Annotated in this window: 23 protein-coding genes; 22 read left to right on the top strand and 1 reads right to left on the bottom strand. The window is 59.8% G+C overall.

Features of this window, described 5'->3' with window-relative positions; translation table 11 throughout:
- Nucleotides 1-3 precede the first annotated feature (3 nt).
- The 22 genes from nuoE (at nt 4) to B2M20_RS08695 (ending at nt 24,457) form a co-directional block, all read left to right on the top strand.
- Complete coding sequence (gene nuoE, locus B2M20_RS08800; RefSeq protein WP_079446680.1) at nt 4-759, top strand: NADH-quinone oxidoreductase subunit NuoE; 756 nt, start codon at nt 4-6, stop codon at nt 757-759.
- Nucleotides 759-2,084 (top strand): NADH-quinone oxidoreductase subunit NuoF, encoded by a 1,326-nt coding sequence (gene nuoF, locus B2M20_RS08795; protein ID WP_079446679.1) that lies wholly within the window; start codon nt 759-761, stop codon nt 2,082-2,084. Before nuoE ends, nuoF begins: the two co-directional genes overlap by 1 nt.
- Before the next feature lie 4 nt (nt 2,085-2,088).
- Nucleotides 2,089-4,164, top strand: a complete 2,076-nt coding sequence (gene nuoG, locus B2M20_RS08790; RefSeq protein WP_079446678.1) for an NADH-quinone oxidoreductase subunit NuoG — start codon at nt 2,089-2,091, stop codon at nt 4,162-4,164.
- Between the two features lie 5 nt (nt 4,165-4,169).
- A complete protein-coding gene (gene nuoH, locus B2M20_RS08785) occupies nt 4,170-5,240 on the top strand; it encodes an NADH-quinone oxidoreductase subunit NuoH (RefSeq protein WP_079446752.1) in 1,071 nt (356 codons plus the stop codon).
- An 8-nt stretch (nt 5,241-5,248) separates the two neighbouring features.
- Nucleotides 5,249-5,737 (top strand): NADH-quinone oxidoreductase subunit NuoI, encoded by a 489-nt coding sequence (nuoI, locus tag B2M20_RS08780; RefSeq protein ID WP_079446677.1) that lies wholly within the window; start codon nt 5,249-5,251, stop codon nt 5,735-5,737.
- 120 nt (nt 5,738-5,857) lie between these two features.
- Complete coding sequence (locus B2M20_RS08775; RefSeq protein WP_079446676.1) at nt 5,858-6,496, top strand: NADH-quinone oxidoreductase subunit J; 639 nt, start codon at nt 5,858-5,860, stop codon at nt 6,494-6,496.
- Complete coding sequence (gene nuoK / locus B2M20_RS08770) at nt 6,493-6,801, top strand: NADH-quinone oxidoreductase subunit NuoK (RefSeq protein ID WP_079446675.1); 309 nt, start codon at nt 6,493-6,495, stop codon at nt 6,799-6,801. Before B2M20_RS08775 ends, nuoK begins: the two co-directional genes overlap by 4 nt.
- Before the next feature lie 83 nt (nt 6,802-6,884).
- Entirely contained in the window at nt 6,885-8,951 is a 2,067-nt protein-coding gene (nuoL, locus tag B2M20_RS08765) for an NADH-quinone oxidoreductase subunit L (protein ID WP_079446674.1), read from the top strand.
- Between the two features lie 2 nt (nt 8,952-8,953).
- Entirely contained in the window at nt 8,954-10,462 is a 1,509-nt protein-coding gene (locus tag B2M20_RS08760) for an NADH-quinone oxidoreductase subunit M (RefSeq protein ID WP_079446673.1), read from the top strand.
- Between the two features lie 25 nt (nt 10,463-10,487).
- Nucleotides 10,488-11,924: an NADH-quinone oxidoreductase subunit NuoN gene (nuoN, locus tag B2M20_RS08755; protein ID WP_079446672.1), complete on the top strand. Its 1,437-nt coding sequence runs from the start codon at nt 10,488-10,490 to the stop codon at nt 11,922-11,924.
- Entirely contained in the window at nt 11,924-12,736 is an 813-nt protein-coding gene (locus B2M20_RS08750) for a biotin--[acetyl-CoA-carboxylase] ligase (protein WP_079446671.1), read from the top strand. Before nuoN ends, B2M20_RS08750 begins: the two co-directional genes overlap by 1 nt.
- Nucleotides 12,736-14,406: a ribonuclease J gene (locus B2M20_RS08745; RefSeq protein ID WP_079446751.1), complete on the top strand. Its 1,671-nt coding sequence runs from the start codon at nt 12,736-12,738 to the stop codon at nt 14,404-14,406. Before B2M20_RS08750 ends, B2M20_RS08745 begins: the two co-directional genes overlap by 1 nt.
- A gap of 206 nt (nt 14,407-14,612) precedes the next feature.
- Entirely contained in the window at nt 14,613-15,017 is a 405-nt protein-coding gene (gene mce / locus B2M20_RS08740) for a methylmalonyl-CoA epimerase (RefSeq protein WP_079446670.1), read from the top strand.
- Entirely contained in the window at nt 15,017-15,292 is a 276-nt protein-coding gene (locus B2M20_RS08735; protein ID WP_079446669.1) for a DUF1467 family protein, read from the top strand. Before mce ends, B2M20_RS08735 begins: the two co-directional genes overlap by 1 nt.
- A gap of 206 nt (nt 15,293-15,498) precedes the next feature.
- Nucleotides 15,499-15,870, top strand: a complete 372-nt coding sequence (locus B2M20_RS08730) for a DUF2946 domain-containing protein (RefSeq protein ID WP_079446668.1) — start codon at nt 15,499-15,501, stop codon at nt 15,868-15,870.
- Nucleotides 15,871-15,960: 90 nt separating this feature from the next.
- A complete protein-coding gene (locus B2M20_RS08725; RefSeq protein WP_079446667.1) occupies nt 15,961-18,159 on the top strand; it encodes a TonB-dependent receptor family protein in 2,199 nt (732 codons plus the stop codon).
- Between the two features lie 87 nt (nt 18,160-18,246).
- A complete protein-coding gene (locus tag B2M20_RS08720) occupies nt 18,247-18,789 on the top strand; it encodes a copper chaperone PCu(A)C (RefSeq protein ID WP_079446666.1) in 543 nt (180 codons plus the stop codon).
- On the top strand, nt 18,786-19,319 hold the full coding sequence (locus B2M20_RS08715; RefSeq protein WP_079446665.1) for a YcnI family protein: 534 nt from the start codon (nt 18,786-18,788) through the stop codon (nt 19,317-19,319). The genes B2M20_RS08720 and B2M20_RS08715 overlap by 4 nt, the downstream gene beginning before the upstream one ends.
- Nucleotides 19,320-19,331: 12 nt before the next feature.
- Entirely contained in the window at nt 19,332-20,906 is a 1,575-nt protein-coding gene (locus B2M20_RS08710) for a copper resistance CopC/CopD family protein (RefSeq protein ID WP_244553469.1), read from the top strand.
- A 171-nt stretch (nt 20,907-21,077) separates the two neighbouring features.
- Complete coding sequence (proS, locus tag B2M20_RS08705; RefSeq protein WP_079446663.1) at nt 21,078-22,397, top strand: proline--tRNA ligase; 1,320 nt, start codon at nt 21,078-21,080, stop codon at nt 22,395-22,397.
- Nucleotides 22,398-22,470: 73 nt separating this feature from the next.
- Nucleotides 22,471-23,751, top strand: coding sequence for a lipoprotein-releasing ABC transporter permease subunit (locus B2M20_RS08700; protein WP_079446662.1), 1,281 nt, complete (start codon nt 22,471-22,473; stop codon nt 23,749-23,751).
- A 7-nt stretch (nt 23,752-23,758) separates the two neighbouring features.
- On the top strand, nt 23,759-24,457 hold the full coding sequence (locus tag B2M20_RS08695; protein WP_079446661.1) for an ABC transporter ATP-binding protein: 699 nt from the start codon (nt 23,759-23,761) through the stop codon (nt 24,455-24,457).
- Between the two features lie 36 nt (nt 24,458-24,493).
- Here the strand turns inward: B2M20_RS08695 and B2M20_RS08690 are convergent, their stop codons facing one another.
- The gene (locus tag B2M20_RS08690) at nt 24,494-24,745 is read right to left on the bottom strand and encodes a DUF3551 domain-containing protein (protein WP_079446660.1); all 252 of its coding nucleotides are present in this window, start codon (nt 24,743-24,745) and stop codon (nt 24,494-24,496) included.
- Nucleotides 24,746-24,958 lie beyond the last annotated feature (213 nt).

Below are 24,958 nucleotides of genomic sequence, written 5' to 3'. Positions count from 1 at the left end.
ACGATGTCCGTTCGCCGCCTGGCACCGAAAGAACAACAGCCCGAGTGTTTCGCCTTCAGCGAGGAAAACCTCGCATGGGCCAAAAAGCAGATCGCGCAATATCCGGAGGGCCGCGAAGCCTCCGCATCCATCGCTATCTTGTGGCGCGCGCAGGAGCAGAATGGCGGCTGGATCTCCGAGGCAGCTATCCGCGTCGTCGCTGACATGCTCGACATGCCCTACATCCGGATGCTGGAAATCGCGACCTTCTACACGATGTTCCAGTTGCAACCGGTCGGCAAAAAGGCTCACATTCAGGTCTGCGGCACCACGCCTTGCCGGCTGCGGGGCGCTGAGGACATTCTCGCCGTCTGCAAAAGCCGCATCCATCACGAGCCGTTTCATCTTTCGAAGGATGGCGACTTCTCGTGGGAAGAGGTCGAGTGCCTCGGTGCCTGCGTCAACGCGCCGATGGTATTGATCTGGAAGGACACTTACGAAGATTTGACGAAGGAGAACTTCGGCAAGGTGCTGGACGGGTTTGCCTCGGGCCAGCCGCCGAAGCCCGGTCCTCAGATCGACCGCCAGTTTTCCGCGCCGGTCGGCGGTCCGACCACATTGAATACGGCGGCTGCGAAAGGCGAGGGAAGATCGCGCGGCGGTGTTCAGCCGGCATTGACGGATGCGGACGCCAAGAAGCCGACCGATTCCGCGAGCCGGCGGGAAAGCCCTGCGCCGAAGCCGCCCGCCGATGACGCGACCAAAAAGGGCAAGACCTGATGCTCGACGACAAGGATCGCATCTTCCGAAATCTCTATGGTCTCGATGACTGGCGGCTGGCCGGCGCGCGCCGCCGTGGTGCGTGGGACGGCACCAAAGCGATCGTCAACAAGGGCCGCGACTGGATCGTCAGTGAGATGAAGGCCTCGGGCCTGCGTGGCCGCGGCGGGGCCGGATTCCCGACCGGCATGAAATGGTCCTTCATGCCGAAGGACAACGCCGACGGCCGCCCGAGCTATCTCGTCGTCAATGCCGACGAGTCCGAGCCCGGCACCTGCAAGGACCGCGAGATCATGCGGCACGATCCGCATCTGCTGATCGAAGGTTGCCTTTTGGCTGGCGTCGGCATGGGTGCCCATGCTGGCTATATTTACATTCGCGGTGAATTCATCCGCGAGCGCGAACATCTTCAGGCCGCCATCGACGAGGCCTACGAGGCCCGGCTGATCGGCAAGGATAACATTCATGGCTTCCCGTTTGATCTCTACGTCGCACATGGTGCAGGGGCCTACATCTGCGGCGAGGAGACGGCGCTGCTGGAGAGCCTCGAAGGCAAGAAGGGTCAGCCTCGGCTGAAGCCGCCGTTTCCGGCCAATGTCGGTCTTTACGGTTGCCCAACCACGGTGAACAACGTCGAGTCGATCGCGGTGGCGCCGGATATCCTGCGCCGCGGCGCGGCCTGGTTCGCCGCCATCGGCCGACCCAACAATGTCGGCACCAAGCTGTTTTGTGTTTCGGGCCACGTCGAGCGCCCCTGCAATGTCGAAGAGGCGATGGGGATCACGTTCCGCGAATTGATCGATACCCATTGCGGTGGCATCCGCGGCGGCTGGAACAATCTCAAGGCAGTCATTCCGGGCGGCTCGTCGGTGCGCATGGTGCCGGCTGAGCAGATCATCGATACGCCGATGGATTTCGACAGCCTCAGCAAGCTGCGTTCCGGCCTCGGCACCGCGGCGGTCATCGTCATGGACAAGTCGACCGACTTGATCCGGGCGATCGCGCGCATTTCCTATTTCTACAAGCACGAGAGCTGCGGCCAGTGTACGCCGTGCCGGGAAGGGACCGGCTGGATGTGGCGGGTGCTGACCAGGATGGCCGAAGGTCGCGCTCACAAGCGCGAGATCGACATGCTGCTCGAAGTCACCAAGCAGGTCGAGGGTCACACCATCTGCGCGCTGGGTGATGCGGCGGCCTGGCCGATTCAGGGTCTCATCGCGCATTTCCGGCACGAAATCGAGGCGCGCATCGACCAGTATTCGCACAAGGCCGACCGCGACGATCAGGGCATCCTCGATCCCGCCCATATGGTTGCGGCGGAGTAGAGCCATGACGAAGCTTATCATCGACGGCAAAGAGATCGACGTGCCGGCAGAGTATACGCTCTTGCAGGCGTGCGAGGCCGCCGGCGCCGAGATTCCACGCTTCTGCTATCATGAGAGGCTGTCGATCGCCGGCAACTGCCGGATGTGCCTTGTCGAAGTGAAGGGTGGTCCGAAGCCGGTCGCGAGTTGCGCCTGGGGCGTACGCGATTGCCGTCCCGGTCCCAACGGTGAACCGCCGCAAATCTCCACGCGATCACCGATGGTGAAGAAGGCGCGCGAAGGCGTGATGGAGTTCCTGCTGATCAACCATCCGCTTGACTGTCCGATCTGCGATCAGGGCGGCGAGTGCGATTTGCAAGATCAAGCGATGGGGTACGGCGTCGATACTTCGCGTTTCGCCGAGAACAAACGCGCGGTCGAAGACAAGTATCTCGGTGCACTGGTCAAGACTTCGATGAACCGTTGCATCCAGTGTACGCGCTGCGTCCGCTTCTCCGCCGAGATATGCGGCGCGCCGGAAATGGGCGCGACCGGCCGCGGCGAGGACATGGAGATCACGACCTACCTCGAAAGTGCGCTCACGTCGGAATTGCAAGGCAACCTCGTCGATATCTGTCCGGTCGGCGCGTTGACATCGAAGCCCTACGCATTCGCCGCCCGACCATGGGAGCTCGGAAAGACTCAATCCATTGACGTCATGGACGCGGTTGGCTCAGCCATCCGCGTCGATACGCGCGGACGCGAGGTGATGCGCATCTTGCCCCGCTTCAACGGTGCCGTGAACGAGGAGTGGATCTCGGACAAGACCCGCCACATCGTCGACGGGCTTCGCACCCAGCGGCTCGATCGCCCCTACATTCGCGAGAACGGCGCGTTGCGCCCGGCCTCGTGGCCGGAAGCATTCAAGGCGATTGCTGCGAAGGTGAAGGGGACCGACGGAAAGCGGATCGGCGCGGTTGCCGGCGATCTTGCTGCTGTCGAGGAATTGTTCGCGCTTAAGGATCTGCTGTCAAAACTCGGCTCGGTCAACATGGCGGTGCAGGGAGGCGACGCCTTCAATCCCGCGCGGGGGCGGGCGTCCTACATCTTTAACCCGACCATCGCCGGCATCGAGCAGGCCGACGCGCTGCTGATCGTCGGGTCCAACCCGCGCAAGGAAGCGGCGATCCTCAACGCGCGCATCCGCAAGCGCTGGCGGACGGGTCAGCTCAAGATAGGTGTGATCGGAGAGCGAGCCGATCTGACCTACGAGTATGACTATCTCGGCGCCGGCGCAGATTCGCTTGCGGACCTCGCTGCGGGGAAGAACAAGTTCCTCGATGCACTAAAGGGCGCCAATTATCCGATCGTACTGGTCGGCGGTGCTGCAACGTCCCGGCCTGACGGCGCGGCAATTCTCGCGGCAGCGGCCAAACTTGCCGTTGATATCGGTGGGCTGAATGACGACTGGAACGGATTTGCCGTTCTTCACGATGCGGCGTCGCGGGTAGGCGCGCTGGACCTCGGCTTCGTGCCGGGGAAGGGTGGTTTGAACGCAGGGCGGATGACCGCGCCGGGCGGGCTCGACGTTTTGTTTTCGCTCGGCGCAGACGAGATCAAAGTGCCGGACGGGGTATTCGTCGTCTATATCGGAACACACGGCGATGCCGGCGCTCACCGCGCGGACGTCATTTTGCCAGGCGCAGCCTACACCGAAAAGACCGGCATTTATGTCAACACGGAAGGCCGGGTCCAGATGGCGAACCGGGCGAGCTTCCCGCCCGGCGAGGCGCGAGAGGACTGGGCGATCATTCGTGCGCTGTCCGAAATGCTAGGCAAGACCCTGGGTTATGACTCGCTGGCCGCCCTGCGGCAGGCGATGTTCAAGACAGTGCCGCATCTGATGCGGATCGACCAGATCGAGGCCGGCGATATCCGCGCGATCAAAGATCTGGTGGGCAAGGGCGGCAGTATCGAGAAGTCGCCGTTCAAGCCTGCGATTGACGACTATTATCTGACCAACCCGATCGCGCGGGCCTCGGCCGTGATGGCCGAATGCTCGCGGCTTGCGTCGGGTCGTATGCTGACGGCAGCGGAGTAAGCGTGATGGCCGATTTCTTCGCAATGCCATTATGGACGGACTTTCTCTGGCCCCTGATCGTGATGGTGGCGCAGAGCCTGCTGCTGCTCGTCGTTCTGCTGATAGCAATCGCCTACATTCTGCTCGCCGACCGAAAAATCTGGGCCGCGGTGCAGATCCGGCGAGGTCCCAATGTTGTCGGACCGTGGGGTCTGTTTCAGTCGTTCGCCGATCTTCTGAAATTTGTGCTGAAGGAACCGATTATTCCCTCCGGCGCCAACAAGGGCGTGTTCCTTCTGGCGCCGCTGGTCTCCTGCGTGCTGGCGCTGGCGGCGTGGGCGGTGATCCCGGTCAATCTGAACTGGGTCATTTCCGACATCAATGTCGGGATTCTCTACATCTTCGCGATCTCGTCGCTGTCGATTTACGGCATCATCATGGGCGGCTGGGCGTCGAACTCGAAATATCCGTTTCTCGCCGCTTTGCGTTCGGCGGCGCAGATGGTCTCCTACGAGGTATCGATCGGCTTCGTCATCATCACGGTTTTGCTTTGCGCAGGTTCACTGAACCTCTCTGCCATCGTCGAGGCGCAGCATACCCGCGGGTTGGCTAGTCTGATCGGACTGCCGTGGCTGACGTTTCTGAACTGGTACTGGCTGCCGCTGCTGCCGATGTTTGTAGTGTTTTACGTTTCGGCTCTGGCCGAGACCAATCGCCCGCCGTTCGATCTCGTCGAGGCGGAATCCGAACTCGTCGCGGGCTTCATGGTCGAGTACGGCTCGACGCCGTATCTGTTGTTCATGCTCGGCGAGTACGTCGCGATCACCACCATGTGCGCGATGGGTGCGATCCTTTTCATGGGCGGCTGGCTGCCGCCGGTCGACTTGCCACCGTTCAACTGGGTGCCTGGCGTCATCTGGTTCTCACTGAAACTGTTCTTCATGTTCTTCCTGTTCGCGATGGCGAAGGCGATCGTGCCGCGCTACCGCTATGATCAACTGATGCGGCTCGGCTGGAAGGTGTTTCTGCCGCTGTCGCTGGCGATGGTGGTGATCGTAGCCGGCGTGTTGCAGTTCGCTGGCATCGCGCCGAATTGAGATTTGTCATGAGTATCAATGCAACAGCCCGTTCGCTCCTGCTGACCGAATTCATCTCGGCGTTTTTCCTCACTATGAGGTATTTCTTCAAACCGAAGCCGACCATCAACTATCCCTTCGAGAAGAATCCGATCTCGCCACGCTTCCGCGGTGAGCACGCGCTGCGCCGTTATCCAAACGGCGAGGAGCGTTGCATCGCCTGCAAGCTGTGCGAGGCGATCTGCCCTGCGCAGGCCATTACCATCGAGGCCGGTCCGCGCCGCAACGACGGCACCCGCCGCACAGTGCGGTACGACATCGATATGGTGAAATGCATCTATTGCGGGTTGTGCCAGGAGGCCTGTCCGGTCGATGCGATCGTCGAAGGGCCGAATTTTGAATTCGCGACCGAGACCCGCGAGGAGCTTTATTATGACAAGGCCAAGCTGCTCGCCAACGGCGACCGCTGGGAACGCGAGATCGCGAAAGCGATCGAACTTGACGCGCCGTATCGGTAAGGTGGGTATGTTCAATCGCATTGTAGTATGGGGCGTTGCCTCCGTTCTCCCGCCCCGACAAGGGGGGAGGGGGTGTGTTCTCCGCGTGGCAAGGTTGCAACTGGCTGGCGGAGGTATCGCATGATCCTTCCAGCGCTGTTCTTCTATCTGTTCGCCGGCGTGTGCGTTGCATCTGCCGCGATGGTCATTTCGTCGCGCAATCCCGTGCACTCGGTGCTGTTCCTCATTCTGGCGTTCGTCAACGCCGCCGGTCTGTTCATCCTGTTAGGCGCGGAATTTATCGCGATGATCCTCATCGTGGTCTATGTCGGCGCGGTCGCGGTGTTGTTCCTCTTCGTCATCATGATGCTGGACGTCGACTTCGCCGAATTACGAGAGGGCTTTCTTGAATATTTGCCGTTCGGTTTGGTGATCGCAGCGATCTTTTTGCTGGAACTGCTGCTCGTTGTCGGGGGCTGGACCCTCAATCCGACGGTCACGAAATCGATCACGGCGGCCATTCCGGGCGACGTCAGCAACACCGAGGCGCTCGGTCTCGTGCTCTACACGAAGTACATTCATTATTTCCAGCTCGCCGGCATGGTGTTGCTGGTGGCCATGATCGGCGCCATCGTCCTGACGCTGCGACACAGGGCCAGCGTCAAGCGTCAGGATATCAATGTCCAGAACGCGCGGACTCCCGAGATGGCTATGGGCGTGCGCCAGGTTGCCTCGGGGCAGGGATTGCAGGACGCTGACTCAGCGGAGTGGGTGAAATGACAATCGGCCTCGGACACTATCTGGCGGTTGGCGCGATCCTTTTCACGCTGGGGACTCTCGGCATCTTTCTCAATCGCAAGAACATCATCATCATCCTGATGTCGGTGGAATTGATTTTGCTGGCCGTCAATATCAACCTGGTGGCTTTTTCGGCGTTTTTGGGCGACATCGTTGGACAGGTGTTTACGCTACTAGTGCTCACGGTTGCCGCGGCCGAGGCGGCGATCGGCCTTGCTGTTCTCGTTGTGTATTACCGCAACCGCGGTTCGATCGCGGTTGAGGACGTCAATCTGATGAAGGGCTGAAGCATGATCCGGAAAAGTGAGGACCGGCTTTCTCCGGCCAATGGATGCATTGGTTGCGAGATCATGCTTCGTGAGGTGGATGCATGATCGAGGCAATCGTCTTCTTGCCGCTGATCGGCGCGATCCTCGCCGCGCTGATTGCATTGGTGGGCGCGCATGGGCGCAATCCCAGCGGTGATTCAGTCGATCATCACGACGACCATGGTCATGCTCACGCGGCTGCTGCGCATGATGAACATGGGCACGGTGACGCCCACGGTCACGACGACCATCATGTCAGCGAGCCTCCGGCTGCTGGATCGCGCGCCGCCGAACTGATCACGACCGCGTTTTTGATTGCATCGGCAGTCCTGTCATGGGTGACGCTGGTCGATGTCGGCTTCATGCATCATGACGCACGGATTGCGCTCTTCTCCTGGATTTCCTCCGGCGATCTTCAGGTGGGTTGGTCGTTACGGGTGGATACGCTGACGGCGGTGATGCTCGTTGTCGTCACCACGGTGTCGTCGCTGGTGCACTTCTATTCCATCGGCTACATGGACGAGGATCCCAACCGGCCGCGATTTTTCGGCTATCTGTCGCTGTTCACCTTCGCGATGCTGATGCTGGTGACGTCGGACAACCTGGTCCAACTGTTCTTCGGTTGGGAAGGCGTCGGTCTCGCTAGCTATCTGCTGATTGGATTCTGGTATCAGAAGCCGTCGGCTAATGCGGCGGCGATCAAGGCGTTCGTGGTCAACCGTGTCGGAGACTTCGGCTTTTCGCTCGGCATTTTCGCGGTGTTCATGCTGATCGGTTCGACTGATTTCGACACTATCTTCAACGCGGCGCCGGGCTTGGCCGGGACGAAGGTTCACTTCCTTGCCTGGGACGTCAACGCCCTGACTTTAATCTGCCTGTTGTTGTTCATGGGCGCCATGGGCAAGTCGGCCCAGTTCCTGTTACACACCTGGCTGCCCGACGCCATGGAAGGACCAACACCAGTATCGGCACTAATTCACGCAGCGACCATGGTGACGGCGGGGGTGTTCATGGTGGCGCGGCTGTCGCCCCTGTTTGAACTGGCGCCGGATGCGCAGGCTTTCGTGATGTTCATCGGTGCGACCACGGCGATCTTCGCGGCGACGGTCGGTCTCGTGCAAAACGACATCAAGCGCATCGTGGCGTATTCGACCTGCTCGCAGCTCGGCTACATGTTCGTGGCAATGGGAGCAGGAGCCTACACCGTTGGAATGTTCCACCTGTTCACTCACGCCTTCTTCAAGGCGCTGCTGTTCTTGGGTTCGGGATCGGTGATTTATGCGATGCATCATGAGCAGGACATCCGCAATATGGGTGGTCTGAAGGATCGCATTCCTTATACCTACTTCGTGATGGTGATCGGTACGCTGGCGCTGACAGGATTTCCGCTGACGGCGGGTTATTTTTCAAAGGACGCGATTATCGAATCCGCCTATGTGTCTCACAACCCCTTCGCGTACTACGGTTTCCTCATGACCGTGGTTGCTGCCGGCCTGACCTCCTTCTATTCGTGGAGGTTGATCTTCAAGACCTTCCACGGCCGGCCTCACGATCAGGCGCACTATAAGGCTGCGCATGAAAGCCCGATCTGGATGCTAATTCCGATCGGAATTCTTGCCGCGGGCTCGATCCTCGCAGGCTTTCCCTTCAAGGAACTATTCACCGGGCACGGGGTCGAAGAGTTCTTCCGGGAATCCGTGAAGATGCATCCGCACATCCTTGAGGAAATGCACCATATTCCAAAGGCAATCGCCTACCTGCCGACGGCGATGATGATTTTGGGGTTTGCGGTGGCGTGGCTGTTCTATATCCGTCGCCCCGACGTGCCGGTCCAACTGGCCCGTGAACACCCGATGCTCTACCAGTTTCTGCTCAATAAGTGGTACTTCGACGAGCTCTATGAGGTGATCTTCGTGCGTCCGGCGAAGTGGCTTGGTCGCTTTCTGTGGAAGAAGGGCGACGGCTTCGTCATTGACGGATTTGGCCCCGATGGTGTCTCGGCGGGGGTGCTTGATGTCACCCGCAATGTCGTCAGGCTACAGACCGGCTACCTTTATCACTATGCGTTCGCAATGCTGATGGGCGTCGCCGGCCTGATCACCTGGTTCATGTTCTCGGGAGGCCGGTAGGAATGACGACCTGGCCCATTCTGTCTGTCACGACCTTTCTGCCGGCGGTCGGCGCGGTTCTGATTTACGTGATGGCTCGTGGCAGCGACGAAGCCGCCAACCGCACCGCGCGCTGGATTGCGCTGTGGACGACGATCGTCACCCTCGCGGTGTCGCTGATCCTGGTTGCGCGCTTCGATCCAACCGATACGGGATTCCAGTTCGTCGAGCAGGCGACCTGGCTTGCCACCGGCATTCGCTACCACATGGGCGTCGATGGCATCTCGCTGCCGTTCGTCATTCTCACCACGGCGTTGATGCCGCTATGCATCATCGCAAGCTGGAAATCGATTACCCGTCGCGTGCCTGCCTACATGATGGCGTTTCTGCTTCTGGAAACGCTGATGACCGGCACGTTCTCGGCGCTCGACCTGCTGCTGTTCTACGTATTCTTTGAAGGCGGCCTCATCCCGATGTTCCTGATCATCGGGATCTGGGGCGGTCCGCGTCGGGTCTATGCCACCTTCAAGTTCTTCCTCTATACGCTGCTCGGCTCGGTTCTGATGCTACTGGCCATCATGGCGCTCTACTGGAATGCCGGAACGACTGACATTCCGACGCTGATGCGCACATCCGTTCCGTACAATCTGCAGATGTGGGCGTGGCTTGCCTTCTTTGCATCTTTCGCGGTCAAGATGCCGATGTGGCCCGTGCACACCTGGCTTCCGGATGCACATGTCGAAGCACCCACGGCGGGATCGGTGATCCTTGCAGCTATTTTGCTGAAGATGGGGGGCTACGGCTTCCTGCGCTTTTCGCTGCCGATGTTTCCGCTTGCGTCGCATGACTTCGCGCCGCTGGTCTTCGTTCTCTCCGCTGTCGCGATCGTCTACACCTCGTTGGTGGCCCTGATGCAGGAGGACATGAAGAAGCTGATTGCTTATTCGTCGGTAGCTCACATGGGATTCGTGACCATGGGAATTTTTGCCGGCACCATGCAAGGGGTTCACGGCGGCGTATTCCAGATGGTGTCGCACGGGATCGTGTCGGGCGCGCTGTTTCTCTGTGTCGGTGTGGTTTATGACCGAATGCACACGCGCGAGATCGCGTCCTATGGCGGGCTCGTCAACCGGATGCCACTTTATGCGATGGTGTTTCTCGTCTTCACGATGGCCAATGTCGGACTGCCCGGAACGTCCGGATTTGTCGGGGAATTCCTTGCGCTGATCGGCACCTTCAAGGTCAACATTCCCACAGCGGTCGCGGCAACGCTCGGCGTGATCCTGTCAGCAGCCTACGCTTTGTGGCTCTATCGCAAGATCGTGTTCGGGGCGCTGGTCAAACCGTCGCTTGCGACCATTAAGGATCTTACTTTCCGCGAGGGCCTGACGCTGGCGCCGCTTGTGGTGCTAACGATCCTGTTCGGCGTTTATCCGAAGCCGGTGCTCGATTTCTCGGCGGCTTCCGTACAAAATCTTGTCAACAATTACGCAAGCGCGACCGCCGCCATCAAGGCTGCGGCGCTGCCATGATCGCGGCAGGTCAGGGATGCCAGCTATGATGTTTGAGGCCGCTGGATATCAACTGCTTCCCGTATTGCCGGAAATTGTTCTGGCGGTCGGCGCGATGGTGTTGCTGTTGATAGGGGCATGGTGCGGCCAGCGTGCAGCCGGCCTCGTGACCGGTCTTGCGATCTGTTTTCTGATCGGGACCGGCGTGATTGAGTATCTGTTGCCGCACGGCAGGCTGATGACGTTCGGCGGCAGCTTCATCGTCGATGAGTTCGCTCGGTTTCTGAAGATACTTGCCTTGCTCGGCTCTGCGGCGACGCTCGTTCTGTCCCGGGAGTTTCTCGAGGACCAGTCCCGTCGGATGTTCGAGTTCGCAATTCTGGTGATGCTTTCGACGGTCGGCATGATGGTGCTGATTTCGGCGGCCGACCTGATCATGCTGTATCTCGGGCTCGAATTGATGAGCCTTGCGCTCTACGTGGTAGCGGCGAGCAACCGTGACAACGTCAAGTCAACCGAAGCGGGTTTGAAATACTTCGTCCTTGGCGCTCTGGCGTCCGGGATGTTGCTGTATGGCGCTTCGCTAATCTATGGATTCACGGGAACGGTCAGCTTTGCCGGCATTGCAGCCGCTGCGAAGACCGGTAGCATCGGCGTTGTGTTCGGCCTTGTCTTTCTGCTGGCTGGCCTTTGCTTCAAGGTGTCGGTGGTGCCATTCCATATGTGGACGCCCGATGTCTATGAAGGAGCGCCGACGCCGGTCACGGCATTCTTCGCCTCGGCGCCGAAGATCGCGGCGATGGCTGTGTTTACCCGCGTGGTGCTGACGGCATTCTCTGGGGTCGTCGCCGAGTGGCAGCAGATCGTGGTTTTCGTGGCGATCGCGTCCATGGCGCTGGGGTCGTTCGGCGCGATCGGACAACGCAACATCAAACGCCTGATGGCTTATTCGTCGATCGGCCACATGGGTTTTGCACTGGTCGGTCTTGCTGCCGGCACGGTCGAAGGCGCGCAGGGCGTCGTGCTGTATCTGGTCATCTATACCGTGATGACGTTCGGGGCCTTTACTGTCATTCTCGCCATGAGTCGTAACGGTCAGGCCCTGGAGCAGATCAGCGATTTCGCGGGGCTATCGCGAACCAATCCGCTGCTGGCTTTTTTCTTTGCAATGCTGCTGTTTTCGCTCGCCGGAATCCCGCCGTTGGCCGGTTTCTTTGCCAAATTCTATGTTTTCAGCGCGGCCATCAAGGCGGGACTGTTTGCCCTATCCGTGATCGGCGTCATCACCAGCGTCGTCGGTGCGTTCTACTATCTCAACGTGATCAAGATGATGTATTTCGACGAGCAGGCCGAGGCGACAGACGCGGTGCACATCGAATTGCGTTCGGTGGTGGCGGCGACGGCGCTTTTTAACATGCTGTTCTTCGTGTATCCGGGACCCTTGGTCAGCGCAGCCACGGCGGCTGCGAAATCATTGTTCTAATGGCATTCTCGCTCGGTCCACGAGCTGCATCGGCTGGTTACCGACTCGCGGTTTTTGACCGCATCGGCTCGACTAACACCGAAGCGCTGGTGCGTGCGCGAACGGGCGAGACCGGCCCGATCTGGCTGGTAACGGCGGAACAAACCGCGGGACGGGGTCGTCGGCAGCGTAGCTGGATCTCCCCTCGGGGCAATCTGGCCAGCAGCGTACTCGAGGTTATCGATACCTCGCCCGCCGTAGCAGCGACCTTGAGCTTTGCGGCAGGGTTGGCGCTCGAAGCTGCGCTTCAAGCAGTCAGCCTTGAAGCGCGCATGAGATCTCCAGTTTCGGAGAAGGTGACGTTTCATTTGAAATGGCCGAATGACGTGTTGGCAGGTGGGAGGAAACTCGCGGGGATCCTGCTGGAGGCCGAGGTGGTTGCACGTGACCGTCTGGCCGTTGTTGTCGGCATAGGCACTAATGTGGTTGCTGCGCCTGAGGGAATGCCGTATCCGGCCGTTGCGCTGAGGGACCTCGGCATCGACATCGGCGCGGAGGATTTATTTCGCGCGCTGACCGAGGCCTGGGCTGAATTTCGCGCGATCTGGGACATGGGTCGTGGCTTTGGCGAGATCAGGCGGCTGTGGCTCGATCGGGCGGCCGGCGTCGGCCAACAGGTCTCGGTCCAGTCTGGCCAGTCAATGGTATCCGGCCTGTTTGATACCATCGACAAAAACGGGTGTTTGATCGTTGCGACCTCCGACGGTACGCGAGTGGCCGTCTCCGCCGGCGATGTGTATTTCGGCACGGCAGCCTCGGTCGGAGCAACATGATAGCGCGGCCTGATGAGTTGATGTTCGCCCCGCTCGGCGGCGTGGGTGAGATCGGCATGAACCTGTCGATCTACGGGCTCGGCAATCGTCATCAGCGCAGCTGGCTGGCGGTCGATCTCGGTGTATCCTTCGGCGACGAGGAACATTTGCCGGGCATAGATCTCATCATGCCGGACATCCGGTTTCTCGAACAGGAACGAAAGAACCTTGTCGGCCTGGTGCTGACGCACGCCCATGAGGATCACTTCGGCGCAATCATCGATCTGTGGCCGCGTCTGAGATGCCCGATCTACGCGACCAAATTCAGCGCGGCTTTATTCGAGGCCAAATGCGCCGCTGAACGCAATTCGCCCGACATCCCTGTGACTATCGTACCTTCGGGAGGGCGTATCGGGATCGGTCCCTTTGGCGTGGAATTCATTCCGGTGGCGCACTCGATTCCGGAATCCCATGCCCTTGCGATCCATACGGAAGCTGGAATTGTTGTGCATACCGGCGATTGGAAGATCGATCCGACGCCCATCATCGGCCCGCCGACCGACGAACGGCGCTTTCGCGAACTTGGCGACGAAGGCGTGCTGGCGCTGATCGGCGATTCGACCAACGCGGTGCGGGATGGGCGTTCGCCGTCTGAAATCGAAGTCGCCAAAACCATCGCGGAATTGGTGAAGGCCGCCAAGGGCCGAGTTGCGGTGACAACGTTTGCGTCCAACGTCGGACGGCTGCGCGCGGTGGCCGATGCCGCGCGTGAGGCAGGACGCGAGGTCGTAGTGGTCGGCCGTGCAATGGCGCGCGTGGTGCAAGTCGCGCGCGAGACCGGGCATATGGACGGGGTGCAGGATTTCCGTAGCGCCGAAGTCTATGGCCACCTTCCTGCGGACAAAGTATTGGCGTTGTGCACGGGCAGTCAGGGCGAACCCAGGGCGGCACTTGCCCGCATCGCCCGGGACGATCATCCGGAGGTCACGCTGAACGGTGGCGACACCGTGATCTTTTCCTCACGCACCATTCCCGGCAATGAGAAAGCCGTCGGCGCTATCATCAACGGTCTTGTGGCGCAGGGCATCAAGGTCATTACTGATCGCACCCGACTTGTTCATGTCTCTGGCCATCCACGCTGCGACGAGCTGCGGGACATGATTTCCTGGGTTCGCCCACGTCTGCTGATCCCGGTGCACGGCGAGGCTTTGCATCTCTCCGAACATGCGCAGTTGGCGCGTGCTTCAGGCGTGCCGAAAGTTCTGATCTGCAAGAATGGCGATCTGGTCCGGCTTGGGCCAGGAGACCCAGGCATCATCGATGAATTGCCGTCAGGGCGGCTTTACAAGGATGGCTCCATCCTGGAGGATTCAAAGTCGCGCGCGGTCGTCGAGCGGCGGCGCATGGCATTTGCCGGCTGCGTGTTCGTGGCAATTGCTGTCACGGACAAAGGTGAACTGGTTGAGGATCCCGAAGTTGATCTCGTTGGCATACCGGAGAAGAATATGGCCGGCGAGATACTCGACGACATCGTTTTCGACACGGTGGTCTCGACGGTGAAAGAGTTGCCGCGGACACGGCGGCGCGATCCGGATGCGATGGCCGAGTCGGTGCGCCGCGCGGTACGGGCAGCAGTCGCGGAAGAGTGGGGCAAGAAGCCACTCTGCTATATTCACGTTCTGGTGATCTAGAGCCTTTCCGCTTCTGATGGAATCAGAAGCGAGGCTCCATGATTTTGATCTGACGCGTTTTCTTCACGCGAACCGGTATCCACTTTGCTCGAAAACGCTATAGTATAGTGGATTAACGTCTCCCCTTGACGGTGTTTCCCGGACATGGAGGTGGATGTGATGCAGGTGCGACGAAACTAAATCCAACCATTGCATTGCGGGATGACATGCTGGGTAGGCTCAATCATGTGGCTATTGCCGTCAGAGATGCCGAAAAGGCGGCAAAGATTTACGGCGTCGCCTTCGGCGCGGAAATTTCTGCCGCGCTGCCGTTGCCCGAGCATGGGGTGATCACAGTGTTCGCGGTGCTGCCAAATACGAAGATCGAGTTCATTCAGCCGCTCGGCGAGACGTCTCCGATTGCGAAGTTTGTGGAGCGTAATGCGGATGGCGGTATTCACCATGTCTGCTATGAGGTTCCTGACATCGTCGCGACTCGTGATATTCTCATAGCAGAGGGCGCGCGCGTTCTCGGCGACGGCGAGCCCAAGATTGGTGCGCATGGCAAGCCGGTGCTTTTCTTCCATCCGAAAGACTTTTCCGGCGCGCTTGTCGAGATCGAGCAATCCTGATGGTTTCCGCAATTTTCTCCGGTGTTGCGATCTATTTTGTCTTCTGGTGGATAACGCTGTTTCTGATGCTGCCGTTCGGTGTGCGAAGCCAGCATGAAGACGGCGAGCATGCTCCGGGCACCGATCCCGGAGCCCCTGTGCGGGCGTTGATGCTGCGCAAAGTGATTTGGACCACGATTATTTCACTGACGCTCTATGGTATCGCGGCCTGGTCGTATTATTCAGGCCTGCTGAATGTGGCGCGGTTGTCGCGACTGATGGGTTTTTCGGATTAGCTTTCGCGAAGCACTGTGCGCGCTGTCCCGGCGCCGCGTCGGATACTGGTGCATTCAAGAGAAAGGCCGGGCCAGCGTTAGAATACAAAACCGCTGATCGTTGTGGTCTTGTATTCGCTCGTACACCCCTCCGCCGACCTGTAGGATATCGGCTCGACACTCGACTCCGGCCGTGATAGCTCTCAACGCGAACGGCTGAGGGGATCATGCGACGGCGGCTGGGAAGGCTTCTTCCGATCGTCATGTTTGCGATGCTGGTGCAGATTTTCGCACCAATCGCCGCCTGCCGAGCGTTGAGCAACACGACGGGTGATCCGACTGCGGGCGCCATCTGTTCCCACGCCACTGACGGCAGCATTTCGCAAGACGGTCAGGCGGACCATCAAAAGGCAAGCGGCGCGTGCTGTACATTATGCTGTGTCGGCAGTAGCGCGACCCCGACTGCTGACCCGCAAGCCTCCATTGTCGAGGTCGAACGGAATGCCAATGCGGTCCGCTGGCGCGATCTGACCTTCGTCCTGCCGCCATCGGCGGTCGGCTCCAACGCGCAAGCGCGTGGCCCTCCCGTTATTTCCTGATCGGTGAGTTTTGAACGATTGCTGCGATCTTGCAGCGATCCGAATCCGTTCGAACGCTCCGGGCGAATGTCCGGTATCAGGTAAATTATCATGTTCAATTGCCTTGCCTCCGTCGGAGGCAGCGGGCTTCGCCGTGTGCTCGCGACGTCCGTTGCGATCATGTTGCCTTCCGCGGCTTTCGCGCAATCCGGAGTAACGCTGCCGGCGGTAACAGTCATGGCGGCCCAGCCCGACAAACCTCAGTTAAAGCCCGCCATGCGAAGCACGCCGCGGTCAAATCAGGCCGTTCGTCATGCACAGGCTCCTTCGCAGGCCGCTGCTCCGGCCGCCGTCCCCGGATCGTTGACGGTCCTTACCGCGCAGCAGGCGCTGCGGGAAATCCAACAGACGCCCGGCGGCGTCGCGCTAGTGATAGCCGATGCCTACAAGAACTCGACTGTCGCCAACACCATCAAGGACGTGCTGGAATACGTGCCCGGCGTGTTCGTCCAGCCGAAATGGGGCGACGACACCCGGCTGTCGATCCGAGGTTCGGGCTTGTCGCGTAACTTCCATCTACGTGGCGTGCAGCTCTATATGGACGGAATCCCGATCAACACGTCCGACGGCTATGGCGATTTCCAGGAAATCGATCCGACTGCCTATAAGTATGTCGAAGTCTTCAAGGGGGGCAATGCGCTGCGCTTCGGCGCTAACTCCCTCGGCGGCGCCATCAATTTTGTGACGCCGTCCGGCCGCGATCCCTTCATCAACGGCGTCAGCGTCGATGCCGGCGCTTTCGGCTTCCGGCGGTTGCAGGCCAAGGCCGGAGGCAACAACGGTCCGTGGGATGGCTTTATCACCGCCGCAACGCAGAGCAGCGATGGCTTTCGCGATCACAGCTTCGGCCAGGCGACGCGCCTCAGCGGCAACGTCGGTTATCAATTCTCGCCGGATTTCGAGACGCGGTTTTATCTCAACGCCAACAGTGTGCGGCAACGCACCCCCGGCAGCGTCAGCAAGTTTTCGGCGCTGACGTCACCTGAGACCGCCGCTGTCAACAACCTTACAGGCGACTGGCAGCGAAATATCGATTCCGTGCGTATAGGTAACAAGACCACCATGCGGTTCGATAATACGACGGTGGAGTTCGGTGCGTTCGGGATCGATCGCCATCTGATGCACCCGATCTTCCAATGGCTTGATTATCACTATCAGGACTATGGCGCGTTCGTGCGAGCGGTCGATGACCGCATGATCAATGGCTTCCGCAACCGGCTGGTGGCGGGCGTCAACGTGATCAATGGCAGGATCGACAATCAACAGTTCGCCAATCTCGCCGGCCAGAAGGGTGAGCTGCTGTGGTCGTCGATCGATCGCTCGAAGAACACTTCGGTCTATGCCGAGGATTCGTTCTATTTCCTGCCGAACGTCGCCGCGGTCGCGGGCACGCAGTTTCTTTACGCGACGCGCGACAGGCAAGACCGCCTCCTGAGCGACGGCGATCAATCGGGCCGGACGGAGTTCAGCCTGTGGAGCCCGAAAGGCGGGTTATTGTGGCAGATCGATCCGACCTGGCAGGCTTTTGCCAACATTTCGCGCAGCGCGGAGGTGCCGAGCTACGGCGAGAGTGCGATCGGTCCTGGGATTCCGACCATTCCTTTTACCAGCATTCGGCCGCAGCGCGCGACGACGTACGAGATCGGCACGCGCGCGGGGCGGCCTGACGCCACTTGGGAGCTGACGTACTACCGGGCGCAGATCGACAACGAACTGCTTTGTCTATTCAGCGCGTTCGGTAACTGCAACGTCACCAACGCTGATCGCACGATGCATCAGGGCATCGAGGCCGGCGCAGGCGCTGCGATCTTCCGCAATCTTTTCGTGCGCGGCGATCAGCCGGACCGGCTCTGGCTCAACATTGCCTATACCTTCAGCGATTTCCGTTTCAGCAATGATCCGGTGTTCGGCAATAATCTGCTGCCTGGAGCGCCGCGCCACTTCGTCCGAGGCGAGCTGCTCTACAAGCATCCGAACGGGTACTACATTGGTCCGAATATCGAATGGGTGCCGCAAGGCTATTATGTGGACAGCGCGAACACGCTGAGCACGGACGGCTATGCGATCTATGGACTGAAAACCGGCTTTGACGATGGCGGCAGGTATTCTGGCTACGTCGAGGCACGCAACATCGGCAACAAGGCCTACATCGCTTCCAGTTCGATCATCGATCGGGCCAACGCGAACTCACCATTGTTTGAACCTGGATTTGGGCGCGCGGTCTATGCTGGGTTCAAAGTGCGATGGTGAGTGCCTATACGCGCGCATATCGGCATCTTTTCGACCAGTGCTTATGATCGAACGGTCCTCTTGTGACAGAACCAAAAGGAGAATGTCATGAAATCATGTTTGGCGCTTCGCGGCATCATCGGCGCCGTGGCGGTCGCTGCGCTTGGCCTGGTGACGCCGGTCCACGCTGAATCCGCCAGCGTCGGCGATCTGGTGATTTCTCAGCCCTGGACTCGTGCCACGGCGGGCGGCGCCAAGGTCGGTACCGGATATCTCACCATCGAGAACAAAGGTGCGGTTGCCGATAAACTTGTCGGCGGTTCGACCGATGCAGCCGGCAAGCTCGAAGTTCATCAAATGAGCATGAGCAACGGCGTAATGAAAATGCATCAGGTCGAGGGTGGACTCCCCGTCGAGCCGGGCAAGACGGTCAAGCTGGAGCCGGGCGGCTATCACCTGATGTTGGTCGATCTCAAGCATCCCTTCAAAAAGGGTGAAAAGGTGCCGGTGACGCTCGAATTCGAAAAGGCCGGCAACGTCGCGGTCACGCTCGATGTGGAAGGCATCGGTGCGCGAGCGCCGGGCGTGCCGGCCGGTGGAGCGATGATGAAAAAGATGCCGGATCATTCACAGGATGGAGGCGAGAAGTGACGCGCGCGTTAGGATCGTGGATAGGTTCGGCCGTTGCGGTGGCTGCCGCAATCATCTCGTGTAACGCAGCGCTGGCGCATGTCACGGTCCAGCCGGCGGATGCACCCGCGGACAGCTATGCACATCTCACCTTTACCGTGCCGCACGGCTGCAACGGCAGCGCGACCACGGCGCTGCGGATCAAGCTGCCGGAAGGCATTCTGTCGGCGAAGCCGCAGATGAAGACGGGCTGGAATGTCGAAATCAAGAGCAAAAAGCTCGAAACGCCGGCGCAAGGACCACACGGAAATACCATCACAGATGTCGTGGATGAGGTCGCCTGGCGTGGGGGTCCGTTGCCGGACAGCCTCTATGATACGTTCGGTCTGGTCGTCCGACTCCCGGACCAGGCGGGGCAGAACCTTTATTTTTCCGCCGTGCAGGAGTGCGAACAGGGGGTCGAGCGCTGGATCGAAATCCCACAGGCCGGACAGGTCCTCGACGGACTGCACAAGCCTGCGCCGGTGGTTCGACTGAAAGCCAAACGCTGAGAATCGTCGTCGGTGAGACATTTCACGCAGGTGGTGTGGTGCTGGCTGTTGATGACAGTGCTGTTGTCGTCGGCGGCCTGGGCCCACGCCAGCCTGATAGCCAGTGATCCCGCTGACGGCGCTCTGTTGGCACGTTCGCCGGCGACCCTGACGCTGACGTTCAACGAGCCCGTCGAGCCGCTGACGATCCGGATCGTCGATGAGAGCGGAGCGGCTGAGAGCGTCACGCGGATTCGCCGCGACGGCGCGCAGCTTATCCTCACGCCGGCGAAGCTGGACAACGGCGCGCACGTCATCAGTTGGCGTGTGGTTTCGGCCGATGGTCATCCGGTGGGCGGCTCCACGACATTTTGGATTGGCCAGCGTGGCGCGAATGCACCGCAAGCGATGCGCTCGGACGACGCGCTGCTTCGTGGCGCGATCTGGCTGACGCGGGTAACCGTCTATCTCGGCTTGTTCGTCGGCGTTGGCGGCGCGTTCTTCGTCGCATGGATGCAAGCATCGTCCGCACCTGCCGTGCGCGTCATCGGTAACGTCATCGATCTGGTCGCATTGGGCAGTTTGGCAATTGGTGTAGGGCTGCGAGGGCTCGATGCCCTGGCGTTGCCGTTATCGTCGTTACCGGACCCGGAGGTGTGGATCGTAGGCGCTCACGGCTCGTTTGGGTTGTCGGCCGTGATCGCGGCCGCGGCCTTGCTGCTGGCCTCGCTATCGCATCGGGTCGGCGGGACCCGCGCCAGGGTGATGTCGCTCGGCGCTCTATTGGGTGTCGGATTGGCGCTGGCGACGACCGGTCATGCTGCCACGGCTTCGCCGCGATGGCTCACCGCGCCTGCGGTGTTTGTGCACGGCATTGCTCTGGCATTCTGGGTCGGGTCGCTGGCTCCGCTCGCGCTGGCGATGCGCGGGCCTCGCCAGGCCGCGATCGAGGCCCTGAAGCGGTTTTCGTGGGTCATCCCCTTCGCTGTCGCAGCGCTGCTGGCGAGCGGGCTGCTGCTCGCCGTCGTGCAACTCAAGCGGCCGGACGCGTTGTGGACGACGAGCTATGGCCGCGTTCTCGCGATCAAGCTCATGCTGATAGTACTGCTGCTGGCGATAGCGCTCTGGAATCGGCTGTTTCTTACTCCGCAGGTCGGGGAGGGCCGGGATAAGTCTCGCCGTCTCATGCGACGGACGATCATTGCCGAACTGGTCCTGGTGGTCGGCATCCTCGGCGTCGTCGGACTTTGGCGTTTTACACCTCCGCCTCGCGCCCTTCTCGCCGCCCAACCCCTGTTTACGCACGTTCATACCGAACGCTTGATGGCGGACATTACCGTGTCACGTGGCCGGTCCGGTCCTGTCAGTATTGCCATCCAGTTGCGGACACCGGACGAGCAGGTGCTTGCCGCCAAGGCCGTTTCCGTGACGCTGTCCAGTCAGGAGAACGGTGTCGAGGCCTCGATTGCTGAAGCGAGGTCCTCCGGCGAAGGACAATGGCAGGTTTCGATGGCGATCCCGGTCGCCGGGCGATGGACTCTCGCACTCGATGTGCTGATCTCGGATTTCGATCAATTTCATGCCGAGGCAGAGATTCAGATCCATTAGAGTCCGTTTTAACTGCGTTGAATCAAACTCTGCTTTATTCTTTCGACTGACTCCGAAAACGTGAAATTCCGTCGCTTTTGCGCGGCTTGTCGTCTTGCAGACCTTGTATTTTGCTGGCCGATCCGGTTTCACTGCCAGCGTCCGTGTCTCCAAGCGATTCCAGGCCTGCCCATGCGATTGTCGCGGTTTTTTTTGCCGATTCTGAAGGAGACCCCGAAGGAAGCCGAGATCGTCTCGCACCGGCTGATGCTGCGGGCAGGCATGATACGCCAGGAGGCGGCCGGCATCTATGCTTGGCTGCCGCTGGGTCTTCGGGTGCTCAAGAAGATCGAGGCGATCGTGCGCGAGGAGCAGAACCGCGCCGGCGCGATCGAGCTATTGATGCCGACGCTGCAACTCGCGGATCTCTGGCGCGAGAGCGGGCGTTACGATGCCTATGGACCGGAGATGCTGCGGATTCAGGATCGCCACAAGCGCGAGCTGCTGTTCGGTCCGACCAACGAGGAAATGATCACCGAGATCTTCCGCGGCTATATCCGTTCCTATAAAAGCCTGCCGCTCAATCTCTACCATATCCAGTGGAAGTTCCGTGACGAGCAGCGTCCCCGTTTTGGCGTCATGCGCGGCCGCGAATTCCTTATGAAGGATGCCTATTCCTTCGATATCGATGAAGCTGGCGCGCGGCGATCCTACAACAGGATGTTCGTCGCTTACTTGCGCACATTCGCGCGTATGGGATTGAAGGCGATTCCGATGCGGGCGGAGACCGGCCCGATCGGCGGCGATCTCAGTCATGAATTCATCGTTCTCGCCGAGACCGGAGAATCCGGCGTCTATATCGACAAGGATGTTCTCGATCTTCCGGTACCTGACATGGATGTGGATTACGATGGCGATCTGACGCCGATCGTCAAGCAATGGACCACAGCCTATGCCGCGACAGAGGACGTGCATGATGGGTCGCGCTATGAGCACGAGGTTCCGGAAGAGAGACGCGTTCATACCCGCGGCATTGAGGTCGGTCAGATCTTCTATTTCGGCACCAAGTATTCCGACTCGATGAAGGCACTGGTGGCTGGCCCCGACGGCATTGAGCAGCCGATCCATGGCGGCTCCTACGGAGTGGGGGTCTCCCGTCTCGTCGGAGCGATCATCGAGGCCTGTCATGATGAGACGGGCATCAAATGGCCGGACGCCGTGGCGCCGTTCGCGGTGGCGATCCTGAATCTGAAACAAGGCGCCAGTGATACTGACGCGGCATGTGAACGGCTCTATCGCGAACTCTCCGCCAGGGGAGTTGACGTGCTTTACGATGACACCGACCAGCGGGCAGGCGCGAAGTTCGCAACCGCCGACCTGATCGGCATTCCCTGGCAGGTGATGGTGGGCCCGAAGGGGCTCGCCGAAGGCAAGGTCGAGATCAAGCGACGGAGCGACGGGGCGCGAGAGCATGTCGCGTTGGAGGATGCGATTGCGCGGTTGATGACGTAGCGATTATCCACCGCGCGCGGCATTCAATGCCATTCCGGCCACAATTGGCCGCGAATCATGGGATTATCGAAAGATGGATGAGACCATGAACGAGCCGCTTCGAACCAAGCCGTTTGCCGCCTTTGAGTGGATGCTGTCCGGGCGCTATCTGCGAGCGCGGCGGAAGGAAGGGTTCATCTCCGTCATAGCCGGCTTCTCGTTCCTCGGCATCATGCTCGGCGTAGCCACGCTGATTATCGTGATGGCTGTCATGAATGGCTTTCGCACGGAACTGCTTAGCAAGATCCTTGGCCTGAACGGGCACCTCTTGGTTCAGCCGCTGGAGTCGCCGCTCACCGACTGGAAGGACGTTGCGGACCGTATCAGTCAGGTGCAGGGGATACGGCTTGCCGCGCCTGTCGTCGACGGTCAGGCGCTCGCGTCTTCGCCGTATAATGCCGCCGGTGTGCTCGTCCGGGGCATCCGGGCTAATGATCTCAACAATCTCACCTCCATCGCCCAGAATATCAAACAGGGGACGCTCGACGGGTTCGACGACGGACAAGGCGTGGCCATCGGCCGGCGTCTTGCCGATCAACTCTCGCTGCACGCAGGCGACAGCGTGACGCTGGTCGCACCGCGCGGGGCCGTAACTCCGATGGGCACGACACCGCGCATTAAGCCGTACAAGATCGCGGCGGTGTTCGAAATCGGGATGTCGGAATACGATTCCACCTTCATATTCATGCCGCTGGCTGAGGCGCAGGCCTATTTCAATCGCGCCAACGATGTCACCGCGATCGAGGTCTATACGGACAATCCGGACAAGATCGTTGAATACCGCGCGTCGGTGACGGAAGCTGCGGGCCGCCCGGTGTTTCTGGTCGACTGGCGGCAGCGGAATTCGACGTTTTTCAATGCGCTCCAGGTCGAACGCAATGTGATGTTTCTGATCCTGACGCTGATTGTCCTGGTCGCGGCGCTGAATATCGTTTCAGGGCTGATTATGCTGGTCAAAGACAAGGGGAGCGATATCGCCATTTTGCGCACCATGGGCGCTTCTCAGGGAGCGATCATGCGTATCTTCCTGATCACGGGGGCGGCAATCGGCGTGGTCGGCACGCTTACCGGCTTTGTGGTGGGGCTCGTGATCTGTCTCAATATCGAGTCGATCCGCGAATTTCTCTCATGGCTTACCAGCACGGAGCTGTTCTCACCTGAGCTTTACTTCCTGTCCAAACTGCCGGCCGAAATCGATGTTCGGGAGACCAGCGCCGTTGTGATCATGGCGCTGACGCTGTCGTTTCTCGCGACTCTTTATCCGTCATGGCGCGCGGCGCGGCTCGATCCCGTCGATGCCCTGCGGTACGAGTGAGCCCGACATGGAGCAAGAGACGAAGGAAGTACCGGTTGTTTATCTTCACGATATCAGGCGTCAATATACGCAGGGTGAAACGAGGCTGACCATTCTGGACAGCACGAAGCTTGCCTTGTGGGCGGGCCAGTCCGTTGCGCTGGTGGCCCCGTCGGGATCGGGCAAGTCAACCCTGCTGCATATTGCCGGACTGCTCGAAAGCCCTGATGCAGGGGAGGTCTATATCGGAGGAACCGCGACGTCCAGTCTCTCGGACGTTGAGCGTACGCAGATAAGGCGCACCGATATCGGGTTCGTCTATCAGTCGCACCGTCTTCTTCCGGAGTTCACCGCGCTTGAAAACGTTATGCTGCCGCAGATGATCCGCGGTCTCAAGCGCGCAGAGACGGTCAAGCGCGCACACGAAATTCTCGCTTATCTCGGGCTCGAGGACCGCGTCACCCATCGTCCGGCGGAGTTATCCGGCGGAGAACAGCAGCGGGTTGCAATCGCGCGTGCCGTTGCCAACGCGCCGCGGGTGCTGTTTGCCGATGAACCGACCGGCAACCTCGATCCCCAAACAGCAGATCATGTGTTCAATGCGCTGATGCAGCTTGTGAAAGCGACTCAGGTGGCAATGCTGATCGCGACGCACAACTTGGAACTCGCAGATCGGATGGACCGGCGAGTATCGCTTGAGAACGGTCACGTGGTCGAACTCGACTGAAGGGATTTGACCAGACGGCGCCAACTTTCGTCTTGATTATTGGTAGTGGTGTCGTCGTCGTGGCCGCCTCCGATCGTCTGGCGTGCCGGCGAAATAGGGGTTCTCCATGCATTGGGCGTACAAGCCCCTTGTTGACGCCCTACATTGCTCCATGGTTTCAAAGCGGCAGTCACTCATCGTGACCGGTGAGTAAAGCATCTGGCAGACCGGATAACGGGGGTCCCAGTTCTGGGCGTTAGCTGTGGCGCACGAGAAAATCAGAGCTAGAGCGATGAAAGTTCCGCGCATCAAATGATTCCTGAATGAATGAACTGATAAGCACTTTCGCTTTTTGGCCGCGTATCAAGTTATCAAGTCGCAAAGCTTGCAGGTGGGCGTGTGACTGCCCCGCATATTGATATATATCCTCGCCTGAAGTAGTTCCATCTCGCTAAACGCAAAACTTCAAAAGTTCGGTGTCAGGCTAACCAACCCTCGAACTTTCGAGGTCCTTTGACAAGC

It is taken from the genome of Nitrobacter vulgaris (assembly GCF_002028545.1).
Classification (GTDB): domain Bacteria; phylum Pseudomonadota; class Alphaproteobacteria; order Rhizobiales; family Xanthobacteraceae; genus Nitrobacter; species Nitrobacter vulgaris.
The sequence above is the reverse complement of the archived record's forward strand: the minus strand, read 5'-3'. Positions and strand labels throughout refer to the sequence as shown.

Coding starts and splice junctions, on each gene's coding strand:
- B2M20_RS08760 (WP_079446673.1), top strand. CDS start 8,954: ATGACGACCTGGCCCATTCTGTCTGTCACGACCTTTCTGCCGGCGGTC.
- B2M20_RS08725 (WP_079446667.1), top strand. CDS start 15,961: ATGTTCAATTGCCTTGCCTCCGTCGGAGGCAGCGGGCTTCGCCGTGTG.
- nuoH (WP_079446752.1), top strand. CDS start 4,170: ATGGCCGATTTCTTCGCAATGCCATTATGGACGGACTTTCTCTGGCCC.
- nuoE (WP_079446680.1), top strand. CDS start 4: ATGTCCGTTCGCCGCCTGGCACCGAAAGAACAACAGCCCGAGTGTTTC.
- nuoI (WP_079446677.1), top strand. CDS start 5,249: ATGAGTATCAATGCAACAGCCCGTTCGCTCCTGCTGACCGAATTCATC.
- nuoN (WP_079446672.1), top strand. CDS start 10,488: ATGATGTTTGAGGCCGCTGGATATCAACTGCTTCCCGTATTGCCGGAA.
- proS (WP_079446663.1), top strand. CDS start 21,078: ATGCGATTGTCGCGGTTTTTTTTGCCGATTCTGAAGGAGACCCCGAAG.
- B2M20_RS08720 (WP_079446666.1), top strand. CDS start 18,247: ATGAAATCATGTTTGGCGCTTCGCGGCATCATCGGCGCCGTGGCGGTC.
- B2M20_RS08775 (WP_079446676.1), top strand. CDS start 5,858: ATGATCCTTCCAGCGCTGTTCTTCTATCTGTTCGCCGGCGTGTGCGTT.
- B2M20_RS08730 (WP_079446668.1), top strand. CDS start 15,499: ATGCGACGGCGGCTGGGAAGGCTTCTTCCGATCGTCATGTTTGCGATG.
- nuoK (WP_079446675.1), top strand. CDS start 6,493: ATGACAATCGGCCTCGGACACTATCTGGCGGTTGGCGCGATCCTTTTC.
- mce (WP_079446670.1), top strand. CDS start 14,613: ATGCTGGGTAGGCTCAATCATGTGGCTATTGCCGTCAGAGATGCCGAA.
- B2M20_RS08750 (WP_079446671.1), top strand. CDS start 11,924: ATGGCATTCTCGCTCGGTCCACGAGCTGCATCGGCTGGTTACCGACTC.
- B2M20_RS08735 (WP_079446669.1), top strand. CDS start 15,017: ATGGTTTCCGCAATTTTCTCCGGTGTTGCGATCTATTTTGTCTTCTGG.
- nuoF (WP_079446679.1), top strand. CDS start 759: ATGCTCGACGACAAGGATCGCATCTTCCGAAATCTCTATGGTCTCGAT.
- B2M20_RS08690 (WP_079446660.1), bottom strand. CDS start 24,745: ATGCGCGGAACTTTCATCGCTCTAGCTCTGATTTTCTCGTGCGCCACA.
- B2M20_RS08700 (WP_079446662.1), top strand. CDS start 22,471: ATGGATGAGACCATGAACGAGCCGCTTCGAACCAAGCCGTTTGCCGCC.
- nuoL (WP_079446674.1), top strand. CDS start 6,885: ATGATCGAGGCAATCGTCTTCTTGCCGCTGATCGGCGCGATCCTCGCC.
- B2M20_RS08695 (WP_079446661.1), top strand. CDS start 23,759: ATGGAGCAAGAGACGAAGGAAGTACCGGTTGTTTATCTTCACGATATC.
- nuoG (WP_079446678.1), top strand. CDS start 2,089: ATGACGAAGCTTATCATCGACGGCAAAGAGATCGACGTGCCGGCAGAG.